This window comes from uncultured Winogradskyella sp., assembly GCF_963975125.1.
Lineage (GTDB): Bacteria > Bacteroidota > Bacteroidia > Flavobacteriales > Flavobacteriaceae > Winogradskyella.
The window spans coordinates 1-13,012 of sequence record NZ_CAXBGB010000043.1 but is presented as its reverse complement, the minus strand read 5'-3'; the positions used below and the strand labels follow the sequence as shown (position 1 = coordinate 13,012).

12 protein-coding genes are annotated in these 13,012 nt (G+C 33.7%); all 12 read left to right on the top strand.

All coding sequences use genetic code 11. The features are described 5' to 3' along the window. The first annotated feature begins 18 nt into the window (after positions 1-18). Positions 19-1,452 carry a serine hydrolase domain-containing protein gene (locus AAC053_RS07970; RefSeq protein WP_339755085.1) on the top strand — a complete coding sequence of 478 codons (1,434 nt, stop codon included), beginning with the start codon at positions 19-21 and terminating at the stop codon, positions 1,450-1,452. Positions 1,453-1,498: 46 nt separating this feature from the next. Next, positions 1,499-3,163: an NCS1 family nucleobase:cation symporter-1 gene (locus AAC053_RS07965; RefSeq protein WP_339755082.1), complete on the top strand. Its 1,665-nt coding sequence runs from the start codon at positions 1,499-1,501 to the stop codon at positions 3,161-3,163. 1 nt (position 3,164) lies between these two features. Beyond that, a complete protein-coding gene (locus AAC053_RS07960) occupies positions 3,165-4,679 on the top strand; it encodes a sodium/proline symporter (protein WP_339755079.1) in 1,515 nt (504 codons plus the stop codon). Positions 4,680-4,728: 49 nt separating this feature from the next. Further along, positions 4,729-6,111 carry a dihydropyrimidinase gene (gene hydA, locus AAC053_RS07955; RefSeq protein WP_339755076.1) on the top strand — a complete coding sequence of 461 codons (1,383 nt, stop codon included), beginning with the start codon at positions 4,729-4,731 and terminating at the stop codon, positions 6,109-6,111. 117 nt (positions 6,112-6,228) lie between these two features. Further along, entirely contained in the window at positions 6,229-6,618 is a 390-nt protein-coding gene (locus AAC053_RS07950; RefSeq protein WP_339755074.1) for a GxxExxY protein, read from the top strand. A 162-nt stretch (positions 6,619-6,780) separates the two neighbouring features. Further along, positions 6,781-7,647 (top strand): nitrilase-related carbon-nitrogen hydrolase, encoded by an 867-nt coding sequence (locus tag AAC053_RS07945; RefSeq protein WP_339755071.1) that lies wholly within the window; start codon positions 6,781-6,783, stop codon positions 7,645-7,647. 104 nt (positions 7,648-7,751) lie between these two features. Continuing rightward, positions 7,752-8,501 (top strand): hypothetical protein, encoded by a 750-nt coding sequence (locus tag AAC053_RS07940; RefSeq protein ID WP_339755068.1) that lies wholly within the window; start codon positions 7,752-7,754, stop codon positions 8,499-8,501. 71 nt (positions 8,502-8,572) lie between these two features. Further along, positions 8,573-9,898, top strand: coding sequence for an FAD-dependent oxidoreductase (locus tag AAC053_RS07935; RefSeq protein ID WP_339755065.1), 1,326 nt, complete (start codon positions 8,573-8,575; stop codon positions 9,896-9,898). 230 nt (positions 9,899-10,128) lie between these two features. Continuing rightward, positions 10,129-11,463 (top strand): NAD-dependent dihydropyrimidine dehydrogenase subunit PreA, encoded by a 1,335-nt coding sequence (gene preA / locus AAC053_RS07930; protein WP_339755061.1) that lies wholly within the window; start codon positions 10,129-10,131, stop codon positions 11,461-11,463. Next, complete coding sequence (locus AAC053_RS07925) at positions 11,463-12,419, top strand: alpha/beta fold hydrolase (protein WP_339755058.1); 957 nt, start codon at positions 11,463-11,465, stop codon at positions 12,417-12,419. Before preA ends, AAC053_RS07925 begins: the two co-directional genes overlap by 1 nt. A gap of 68 nt (positions 12,420-12,487) precedes the next feature. Beyond that, positions 12,488-12,652 carry a hypothetical protein gene (locus AAC053_RS07920; protein WP_339755055.1) on the top strand — a complete coding sequence of 55 codons (165 nt, stop codon included), beginning with the start codon at positions 12,488-12,490 and terminating at the stop codon, positions 12,650-12,652. A gap of 102 nt (positions 12,653-12,754) precedes the next feature. After that, complete coding sequence (locus tag AAC053_RS07915) at positions 12,755-12,949, top strand: hypothetical protein (protein ID WP_339755052.1); 195 nt, start codon at positions 12,755-12,757, stop codon at positions 12,947-12,949. Positions 12,950-13,012: the final 63 nt, after the last annotated feature.

Genomic DNA, 13,012 nt, shown 5'->3' with positions numbered 1-13,012 from the left:
GATTTTAAACTGAAAATAATGAAAAAATTAGTTCTCTTATCAATGTGCTTGTTGAGCGTATTTGCTTTCGCACAGAATGAATCAAAAGACTATTCCGAAGCCATTAAAATCATTGAAGTTTGGCTTGATGCACAAAGAGATTTTGATAATCTTCCAGGAATATCTGTTAGTATTGTTTCAGATCAAGAAAAGCTATGGTCAGGAGCCTACGGAATGGCAAATATTGAGGACAATGTTAAAGCAGATCCTAAAACCTTATGTAGTATTTGCTCAGTTTCAAAACTATTTACGTCTATAGCGATTATGAAATTGTATGATGAAGGTAAATTACGATTAGACGATAAAATTAATGATCTTTTACCTTGGTATAACCTTCAGCAGCAATATGCTGAAAGTGGACCAATTACAGTAAGGGCTTTATTAAGTCATTCATCAGGATTACCAAGAGAAAATACCGTTTCACACTGGAATAGCCCTGATTACCCTTTCCCATCGAAAGAGGAAATTAAAGCAAAATTGTCAACACAAGAGACTTTATATCCAGCTTCTACATATTATCAATATAGTAATCTTGCGCTTACATTATTAGGTTATGTGGTTGAAGAAATTTCTGGTAAGACCTATGAGGATTATGTGCAACATAATATTCTTTTACCTTTAAATTTGTCAGATACGAGCCCAACAATGCCAAAATCTTTGCATGGTAATCAATTAGCAATTGGTTACGGCAATATATCACGAAAAGGTGAGCGTGCAAGGCTAAACTTTTTTGAAGCAAATGGTGTGAATGCGGCTGCAGGATTTTCGTCTAATGTTGACGATTTAGCAAAATTTGCATTATGGCAATTTCGATTGAGAGATTCAACCATTACAGAAATATTAAAACCCTCTACACTTAAAAATATGCACAATGTTCATTGGATTGATTCTGATTGGAATGGTACAAGAGGTTTAGGCTTCGGAGTATATAAAGGCCCTAAAGGTGATAAATGGGTAGGTCATGGAGGTTATTGTCCTGGATATCAAACAAGCTTTCTTATGCACCTTGATAGTAAATTTGCTTATACTGTTATGATAAACGCTAATGGTGTAAATCCAAATAAATATGTTTTTGGAATACATGATTTATTAAAAAAAGTAAAACCCAATAAGAGCTCTAAAAAAGAGGAAAACAAAACTAATTGGTCTGAATATGAAGGTTATTATTTTTGGGACATTGCTGAAGAAGTATATATTTCATCATGGCAAGGAAATTTAATGCTTTTAGAGCTTCCTACTAAATCACCTGCAGAATCAATGAAATTATATAAGCACATTGAAGGAGATACATTTAAAAAAATAAGGTCTAACGACGAATTAGGAGAAAAACTATTATTCGAGCGTGACGAAGATGGAAATGTTGTTCGTATGAAAATATTTGAAAATTATATTTACACCAAAGAAAAAAAATAAAGATTTATTAAATCATAAAGATCCGCGTCATCAGCGTTCCAACTAAATGAATAAAGACATTGTAGAATTACAAGAAGATGTTTCCGCTTCATCCCTTTATAGTGAAGATTTAGCGCCAGTGCCTTCCAATCAAAGGACTTGGAGTAAATGGCATTTAGCAGCTATTTGGGTTGGTATGGCAGTCTGTATTCCTACGTATCTCTTGGCTTCATACATGATTAAAACAGGCCTGAATTGGTATGAAGCTCTTATCATTATTGGGCTTGCTAATTTAATTATAACCATTCCTATGGTGCTTAATGGTCATGCAGGAGTAAAGTATGGTATTCCATTTCCTGTTATTGGTCGTGCAGCTTTTGGGACAAAAGGTGTGCATTTAGCATCAGTAACTCGTGGTATTATTGCATGTGGATGGTTTGGTGTTCAAACATGGATTGGTGGTTTAGCTATCTATGCTATTTTTAACGCTGTTACAGGATCTAGTGGTGAGTTAGGACTTTCGATTGGAAAGTTTGTGAGTTTCGGAATTTTCTGGTTCATTAATATGTATTTCATCTGGAAAGGAACCGAAAGTATTAAATGGCTCGAAACCTATTCAGCTCCTATTCTCGTTATTATGGGAATAGCTCTTATTTATTGGAGTTATGCTAAAGCAGATGGGTTTTTAGTAGTGTTAAACCAAAGTAAACAACTTGAGAAAACAGCTGCAACAATTATAGAAAAAGGTGATGTATATTACCTTAATTTAAGTTCTTTAAAAGATAAAGAAGGAAATTTAAAAATTTCAGAATACAATATTGTTTCAGATGAAAATACAACATGGGAAGCTTTTACTGAGTCGCCAATTTTGATTGAAAACACTAAAAATGTTCAGGTACAATTCAGAAATAATGATGTGGTATCAAGTATTGTTAGTGCTAATATTATAAATGTAGAAGCGAATTCAGGAAGTAAATTGTGGAGCTATTTACTATGGCTAACTGCAATGGTAGGCTTTTGGGCAACCATGTCTATAAGTATTGCAGATATAACACGCTATGCTGCAACTCAAAAAGACCAGATTGCTGGACAATTTATTGGATTGCCAGCAACGATGATGCTCTATTCTTTTGTTGGAATTTTTGTAACCTGCGCAGCAATCATTAATTTTAAAGATATTTTAATTGCTGATGATGCACCTTGGGATCCTGTATCTTTTATAGCAAAATTTAAAAACCCAGTTGTTGTCGTAGTGGCTCAAATATTTATGATAATTGCAACTTTAAGTACAAATATTGCGGCTAATGTTATTGCTCCATCAAATGCTTTCTCAAACTTATGGCCAAAAAAGATAAGTTTTAAAATGGGAGGCACTATTACTGGAGTCATTGGAATACTAATTATGCCTTGGTGGTTACTCAACGAAATTTCTGGTTTTTTAATTTTTGTAAGTGGACTTTTAGGTCCAGTTCTCGGAATTTTAATTGCAGACTATTATTTAGTTAGAAAAAAGAAGTTAGAATTAGCAGAACTATATAAAGAAGAAGGTATATACTCTTATAACAAAACAGGATTCAATACAGCAGCAATGATTGCACTATGTATTGGTGTTTTTGCAGCGCTTATAGGCTATTGGGTTCCTGCATTGAGTTTCTTGTATTCCTTATCTTGGTTTACAGGATTCATTATTTCGTTTGTATTGTATTATCTATTAATGAAAAAATCAAACTAGCTTGATTACAAAGTATATTATACTATTCATATATTTTTCAATCCTTTTTTTAATTGGATACTTCGCGTCTAAAAAAATTAAGAGTACAAAAGATTATTATGTAGGTGGAAAACAATTAAACTTTTGGGTCGTTGCGTTTTCTGCAAGAGCTACAGGAGAATCTGCATGGTTACTACTTGGGCTTACTGGCTTAGGAGCAATGGTAGGTGTTTCAGCTTTTTGGGTTGTATTAGGAGAAGTTATAGGAGTCACAGTCGCTTGGTTTTTTATGGCTGAAAAATTTAAAAAGCTTACAGATAAGTACAATTCTATAACCATCCCAGACTATTTAGTCAGTAGATTTAAATCTAAAACGAATACGCTACGAATAGTAGCAGCAACGGCTTTATCATTATTTGTAGTAATATACGTAAGCGCACAAATTGATGCTACGGGATCAGCTTTTGAATCCTTTTTAGGTTGGAATTATTTTACAGGAGCAATTGTGGGATTTTTTATAGTCTTGACCTATATTTTTTCAGGCGGATTTGTCGCAGTTGCTTGGTCTGATTTGTTTCAAGGATTAATCATGCTTTTAGGTTTAGTTGGATTACCAATTGTTGCTTATTATTCAATTTCGCCCAATGTTTCGATAACTCAAGAGTTAGTAAAATTTGACCCTTCATTTTTAAATATTTGGGGAGACGGAGGATTTAATACCATAAATCTATTTACAATTATAGGCTTTTTGGGTATTGGATTAGGTTTTATGGGATCACCTCAACTCTTTGTGAGGTTTATGTCTATAAAAAGTACGGCAGAAATAAAAAAAGGACGTTGGGTAGCGCTTGTGTTTACAATACTTACGGATTCTTGTGCAGTACTTATTGGAATTTTCGGTAGATATCTTTTAACCTCAGTTGATGCAGATCCTGAGATGATTTTAGGCAATGGAGCGCAAAATGTTCTGCCGCTTTTAGTTGAAAAAATTATGCCACTTACTTTAATTGGAATATATATTGCAGCTGTTTTATCTGCAATCATGTCTACTATCGATTCACTTTTAGTTGTGGCTTCTAGTGCGATATCTCGAGATTTTTATCAACAAATATTTAAGCCCAATAAAACCGAAAAAGAACTAGCAAGAATCTCTAAAATAATTACGTTTTTGCTAGCAATATTAGCATTGCTAGTAGCCATGATTGTTGCAATCACAACACCAGAGCGAACCATTTTTTGGTTTGTTATTTTTGGCTGGTCTGGAATTGCTGCTACATTTTGTCCCACAATTATTCTGTCACTTTTTTGGGATAAATTCAATGAGAAAGGAGCTATTGCTTCCATGATAACAGGGTTTTTATCTGTTCCCCTTTTTAAATTCGGATTTGCGTCTTTGGAGACTGTAGGTGTTTATTTTGAGAAACTTGGAGAACTAGGACCATCATTTGTTTTGGCTATAATAGTTGGAGTGATAGTGAGTAAAGTTTCGAGTAAAAATAAAACGATAAGTGAACTAAATATTGATAATACTGACTAAAAACGTGTAAATTTAAGAAATCGATTAACTAATAAATTCAATACTAAAAATGTCAATTTTAATAAAAAACGGTCGAGTTGTTACTGCATCAGAATCATATATAGCTGATGTGTATATTGAAGAAGAAAAGATAGTTGCTATTGGAAAAGACTTGAATTATAAAGCAGATAAAATAATTGATGCTACAGATAAATTAGTGTTTCCAGGAGGTATCGATCCTCATGTGCATTTAGATATGCCATTTATGGGAACTTATTCTAGTGATGATTATGAAACAGGGACTCGTGCAGCACTGCATGGAGGAACAACCATGGTTATCGATTTTATATTACAAACTCAAGGAGATACACTTCATAATGCGTTAAAGACTTGGCAAGAGAAATCACAAAAAGCGATTGGTGATTATTCATATCACATGGCTGTGACTGATTTTAATAACGATGTGGCAAAAGAAGTCGTGCAGATGATTGAGGAAGAAGGTATTTCATCCTTTAAAACATTTATGGCTTATAAAGGTGCTTTAATGATTGATGATGGACAAATGGTTCAACTCATGAAAGTGGTTAAAAAACATGGTGGTTTAGTTACTGTTCATGCTACAAACGGAGATATGATTGATTCATTAATTGCTAAGAACAGAGCTTTAGGGAACACTGCACCTATATATCATTATTTATCACAACCAGAAGTTACAGAATCAGAAGCTTCAGCGCGTTTTGCAGATATGTTGCACTATACAGATTGTCCAGGTTATATTGTTCACATGACTTGTGAAGGTGCTTTAAATGCAGTACGAAAAGCAACACAACGCAATCAAAAGATATTTGTAGAAACCTGCACACAGTATTTAGTCTTAGATGCATCTTTATATGAAGATGATTTCGAAGGCGCGAAATGGGTTATGAGTCCACCTTTGCGTGAAAAGAAAGACCAAGTAGCCTTATGGTCTGGAATTAATCAAGGGCTTGTTCAAGTAGTTGGAACAGACCATTGTCCGTTTATGTGGAAACAAAAGAAAATGGGTAAAGACGATTTTTCAAAAATTCCAAATGGTCATCCAGCAGTAGAACATCGTATGGAACTGTTGTTTTCAGAAGGAGTAAACAAAGGAAAGATTTCATTAACTAAATATGTAGAAGTAAGTTCTACTAATGCTGCGAAAATCTTCGGAATGTATCCTAGAAAAGGAACAATAGCAATAGGAAGCGATGCAGATATCGTGATATTCGATCCTAAAAAAGAACATACTATTTCTGTAGAAACACATCATATGAATTGTGATTACTCAGGATATGAAGGTAAAGAAGTTGTGGGTAAAACCGAAACAGTAATCTTAAGAGGACAAGTCGCTATTGAAAATGAAGAGTGCAAATTATCAGCAGGACACGGACAATTTATTCCGAGAGGAAAAACATCGAAAATAGTAATTTAATAGAACGCAGAAGACACAGAAGACGCAGATTTATCGGGTTATCGCAGATGAATAATAAAATAATTAAAAATCTATTTAATCATAGAGATCAGCATAATCAGCGTTCAAATTAGTTAAATGAAAAACGATAACTTTAAATATTCTGAAATTACAGAAAAGATTATTAAATGCTTTTATAAGGTTTATAATACTCTAGGCTATGGATTTTTAGAAAAGGTCTATGAAAATGCAATGTATATAGAATTAAGAAATTTGGGATTATATGTTGAGAAGCAAAAACAAATAATGGTCTATTATGAAAATCATATTGTAGGAAAATATTATGCAGATTTAATTGTATCAGAGTCTGTTATTATCGAATTAAAAGCAGCGGAATCATTATGCGAAGCGCATGAGTTTCAATTAATAAATTATTTAAGAGCAACTGAAATTGAAGTGGGATTACTATTGAATTTTGGTAAAGAGCCAACATTTAGGAGAAGAGTTCTCACAAACAAAGCAAATTAATCATAAAAATCAGCGTCATCAGCGTTCAATAAAAAGAACAGAACATAGACAATACAGATTGAGCAGATTATCGCAGATAAAAGAGTTAACGAAAAAGAATAAAAAGATCATAATTAATCATAAAAATCAGCGTCATCAGCGTTCAATAAAAATACTAACAAAATGAGCAGAAAAGTAAAATCAGGATTGATACAAATGAGTCTTCCAATGACGGAAGGAGAAGGGACGATTCAAGAAATTATGAATGCTATGTACGATAAACATATTCCGTATATAGAAGAAGCAGGACGACAAGGGGTTCAAATATTGTGTTTGCAAGAAATTTTCAATACACCTTATTTCTGTCCAGGACAAGATAAAAAATGGTATGAGTCTGCCGAATCTGTACCAGGTCCAACTACTGAAAAAATGCAAGTGCTTGCCAAAAAACATAATATGGTGATTATCGTCCCAATTTATGAAAAGGAGTCGCCTGGTGTTTTATACAACACAGCTGCAGTAATTGATGCTGATGGAACCTATTTAGGAAAGTATAGAAAAAATCACATTCCACATACAACTGGATTCTGGGAGAAATTTTTCTTTAAACCAGGAAATATGGGTTATCCAGTATTTCAAACAAAATATGCAAAAGTGGGTGTCTACATTTGTTATGACAGACATTTCCCGGATGGAGCAAGAGCTTTAGGTTTAAATGGCGCTGAGATTGTTTATAATCCTTCAGCAACAGTAGCTGGATTGAGTGAATACTTATGGAAATTAGAGCAACCAGCACATGCAGCAGCTAATGGATATTTTATGGGTTGTATTAATCGTGTTGGAGAAGAGAAACCTTGGAATCTAGGGAAGTTCTACGGACAATCGTATTTTGTAGATCCTCGTGGGCAAATTTTTTCAGAAGCATCTCGTGATGATGATGAATTATTAGTAGCCGAATTTGATTTAGATTTAATCGAAGAAGTACGCTCTACTTGGCAATTTTATAGAGATAGAAGACCAGAAACTTACGGAAGATTAACAGATCTGTAAAATTGAACGCAGATGACGCAGATTTAGCTGATTCTCGTAGATAAAAAAATAAAAAATCATATGTAATCATAAAAATCAGCGTCAACAGCGTTCCAATAAAAGAGATGATTAAATTATTTAGAAAAATTCGTCAAGACTTAATTACTGAAAACAAATTCAGTAAATACATACTATATGCTATTGGTGAAATAATTCTTGTTGTTATTGGTATTTTGATTGCGTTGCAGATTAATGTCTGGAATCAGAATAGGCTCGCAGTAAATGAAGAGCAAGCTATTTTAAAAAACATGCATACAGAGTTTCTACAAAATAGAGAGAGTTTAAAAGTAGCTGTGTTAGGTAGTGAAGCTGCTTCAAATTCAGGTAAAATACTTTTTAATCTTATTGGAAAACAAAGAGAAGAAATCAAAAAACATAATATTGATAGTTTGTTTTTTATTTCTCTAGATACGGGATCTTTTAGACCATCTGAGAATACCATTTCAGATTTACTGCAATCTGGACGTTTGCAAATATTAAAAAATTCTAATTTGAAGGACTTGTTGCATCTATGGGCTAGAAATATGAAAGATTATGAGAGTACTCAAAATAGAACTGAAATAAAAATTGATGATGAACTTATACCTTATTTAACGGAGAAATATTCGATGAAAGATATTGATATGTATGGTCGTTTAAACTGGACAGTCAAAACACAACTTAATATTGATAAACTTCAAGTATTTGAAGATATAAAATTCGAAAACATATTAGACGATTATTTATTTCGTTGTTCAGGTAATAGGAACAATTTAAATGAATTAGAAAAAATACTAGGGACTATTATTAAAGAAACAAGATCTCAAAATGATTAAATTCTTTAGGAATATAAATCGACATCTACTTGCTGAATATAAATTAAATCTTAAACACAAAACTTTAAGACATGGCAGAATATAAAAGACCAAAAACAAAAGCCGAATTCGATAAGAATTTCAAGCAGAAAAAACCATTAATGAATGATACTGAAGCCTATTACGAAGCTTCACGATGTTTGTTCTGTTATGATGCGCCATGCATTCAAGCATGTCCGACGAGTATTGATATTCCATTATTTATCAAACAGATTCATACAGATAATGTAACAGGAGCAACCAAGACTATTTTTGATTCTAACTGGCTAGGAAATGCTTGTGGTGTTGTTTGTCCTGTAGGTGTACTGTGCGAAGGTGCTTGTGTGTATAATCATCAAGATGTGTCGCCAATTCAGATTGGAAGACTTCAAAATTATGCTACTAACAAAACGATTGATGCTGAAAAAGAAATCTTTAAAGTTGGTGAGCCTAACGGAAAAAAGATAGCAATTATTGGAGCTGGTCCAGCAGGAATTGCTTGTGCATGTGAAGCCAGAACTTTAGGTTTTGACGTTGATATATACGAAGCTAAAGAAAAACCTTCTGGTTTAACCGTTTATGGTATTGCACCTTATAAAATTACAAATGAGGAAGTGTTGAAAGAGGTTGACTATCTTCAAAAACAACTTAATTTCAATATTAAATATAATAATGCCATCAATTCAAAAGAAGAGTTAGCTACTCTTGAAAAGGATTACGATGCAATATTTGTTGGCGTTGGTTTAGGAGTCACTAGACATCTAGGTTTAGATGGCGAAGATAAAGATGGAGTTATTGGTGCTGTTGAGTTTATTGAAGAGCTGCGTATGAAGCAACACGAAATTAAAGTTCCAGCTAAAGTTGTCGTTCTTGGCGGTGGAAACACAGCTATGGATGCAGCATCAGAAGCGGCAAGAATGGGAGCACGAAAAACCGTTTTAGCTTATAGAAACTCAAGAAAAAAGATGGGTGCTTATAGTTTTGAGTACGACTTAGCGATAAGTGCAGGAGTTGATAGTCTGTTTAATGTAACGCCAATAGCCATTACAGGTAGTGGTAAGGTAGAAGGAGTAAGATTTGCTAAAACCGAAATGGTTGATGGTAAATTAAAAACCAATATGAATAACACATTCGTTGTGCGTTGTGATATGGTTATAAAGGCAACAGGTCAAGCTAAGCAAGGTCATTTGTATGATCTAATAAATAATCTAGAAATAGATAATAAAACAAGAATTAAAATCAATGATGAATTTCAAACGTCTAATCCAAAGTATTTTGCTGGAGGAGATGCTGTAAATGGAGGAGCAGAAGTTGTAAACGCAGCTTATGATGGTAAAATTGCAGCACAAGGAATTCATAACTGGTTAACTCAAAAATAGAACACAGATGACACAGATTTTTTATGATAAAAAAGAATTTTTTAATAATGAATAAAAATCAACGAAAATCAGCGTCATCAGCGTTCAGTAAAAAGTATAGAATAGAACAAGGGTAATGAAGATTATTATAATTAAAAATGATTCAATAGTAATTCAAAAAAATCAGCGAAAAATCATAACAATCTGCGTTATCAGCGTTCAAAAATTAGCGTTCAATAAAAAATAAAAATATGATAGACTTATCAATAAATTTCGGAGGCATAAAAGCACCAAACCCATTTTGGTTAGCATCTGCACCACCAACAAATTCAGGATATCAAATAATGAAAGCATTTGATGCTGGTTGGGGAGGAGCTGTATGGAAAACACTTGGTGTTCCTGTTGTAAATGTGTCTAGTCGTTATGGTTCTGTAAATTATAGAAATACCAGAATGATGGGTTTCAATAATATTGAATTGATTACTGACAGACCTTTAGCAGACAATCTTCGAGAAATTGAAGAAGTCAAAAAATATTTCCCAGATCATGCTGTGATTGCTTCCTTAATGGTAGAAAGCAGAGCAGAATGGGAGCAAATCATTAAAGATGTTCAAAACGCAGGAGCTGATGGAATTGAACTCAATTTTGGTTGTCCACACGGTATGTGTGAACGCGGAATGGGTTCAGCAGTTGGTCAAGAGCCGGAGGTTTTAAAAACCATTGTGGAATGGGTAAAAGAAGCTGCAAATATTCCTGTGATTACAAAACTATCGCCTAACATCTCTCATATTACGGATCCAGGATTAGCAGCTGTTCAAGGTGGAACAGATTCGATTTCTCTTATAAATACAGTAAAAAGTATCGTAGGTATAGATTTAGATACTTACGCACCTTATCCTGTTGTAGATGGCAAGGGAAGTAATGGAGGTTATTGCGGGCCAGCAGTAAAGCCTATTGCTATGCACATGCTTAAAGATTTAGCTCAGCATCCAGAGATTGGAAAAGTGCCTTTATCAGGAATTGGAGGTATTGAAACTTGGCGTGATGTTGTGGAATTTATTTTGCTTGGCGCAACGTCTGTACAAGTTTGTACTGCAGTAATGCATTATGGCTTTGGAATAGTGCGTGAAATGGAAGCTGGTTTGCGTCAGTTTATGGAAGAGAAGAATTATAACACTATTTATGATTTTGCAGGTAAAGCTTTGCCAAACGTAACTGAATGGAAACACTTAAATTTAAAACATAAAGTCGTAGCAGAAATAAATCCAGATAAATGTATAGGATGTGATTTGTGTTATATTTCTTGTGATGATGGAGCGCATCAAGCGATTGCTTTGTCAGATGATCCAGCAATTAGAATTCCGAGTATTATTGAAGAGAATTGTGTCGGTTGTAATTTATGTTCTTTAGTGTGCCCTGTTGAAGACTGTATTACAATGGTTAAAAGGGATGATGGAACAGAAAGTTTAACATGGAATGAAAGAACGCTCAATGATGATATTCCTACTACTTTTGATGATGATAGAGCAGGAGGTAAAGGGCATTTTGTGCCAACACCTACTGATGCATTAAAGCATAAGAAGTAATGCCAATTATTAAATCAATCTACAAGCCACCATTTCAATTTAAAAACGGATTTCTAGCGACTGTGTATTCAGGCTTAGTTCGAAAAGTAAATTTAGAGCAACAGCGAGAGCGCATAGAAACTCGCGATACAGACTTTTTAGATTTAGATTGGAGTTATTCAGAAAACAAATCTGATGCTGTAATCATATTGCTTCATGGATTAGAAGGTCATGCACAGCGACCTTATGTTACTGGAGCAGCAAAACTATTCAACCAAAATGGAATAGATGCAGTTTGTGTTAATTTTAGAGGCTGCAGCGGAGAAGATAATCGATTTTATAATAGTTACCATTCGGGTGCAACAGATGATTTAGATGATGTAATAAAGCATTGTGTTGATCGAAAAGGTTATTCCAAAGTCTATATAAAAGGAATTAGTTTAGGTGGAAATATTGCCCTTAAATATTTAGGTGAAGACCGACAAATTCCAAAACAAGTAAAGTCGGCAATTGCGATTTCTGTTCCAGTTCATTTGAACGGTTCTGCTAAAGAATTACATACTTTAACAAATAAAGTATTTACAATTCGTTTTAGGCAACACTTAGTTAATAAATTAAAAATTAAAACCATTCAATTTCCTGATAAAATTAGTATTGCAGAGGTTAATTCAATTAAAACTTTAAGAGATTTTGATGAAGTTTATACGTCAAAAGCTCACGGTTTTTTGGGTGCTTTGGACTATTATGAAAAGTCAAGTAGCTTACAATTCTTAAAAAATGTAAACGTACCAACGTTATTAATAAACGCATTAAACGATTCATTTTTATCACCCGAATGCTATCCAATAAAAGAAGCTAAACAAAACCCAAATCTCTTTTTAGAAATGCCAAAGTATGGAGGGCATGTTGGGTTTATCGCCAAAGGGAATATTTATTATAATGAACTACGTGCTTTAGAGTTTGTTAAGACTATATAAAACTATTATTTTGTTAACTAGAAAATATACTATGAAGCATATTTACACTTCTTTAATTCTGTTTTTTATTGCACAACTTTCTTGCTCAAATTGGGTTTGAAGAGAATTCCATTGTAGATGAAGGTTATTATACGCCTCTTGCATCCGATGTTTTTGCAGTAGATATAGATAATGATGGATTTCAGGATGTGTTGTCGGCTTCAATAAATGACAATACGATTGCATGGTATTGAAATGTTGATGGACAAGGTGGTTTTTCTTCAAAGCAAATCATTACTACAAATGCTTCTGAAGCGAGTAGGGTTTATGCTACTGATATTGATGACGATGGAGATATGGATGTTTTATCATCTTCAGAAGGAGATAACAAGGTCGCTTGCTATGAGAACATTGATGGTCAAGGTGATTTTGGCGACCAGCAAATAGCGACACAACGACAAATAACTTTAAGAAGAGTATCAAGTTCAGTTCGTAATGCGTTTAACTCTTCCATATTATTGTGTTTAAAAATCCGAGCAACTAAATATTAGTAGGGCTAAAAGGCTAAGTTCTAACTTAGATATGTGTTATCTTTGTTAAAAATGCTATTATAT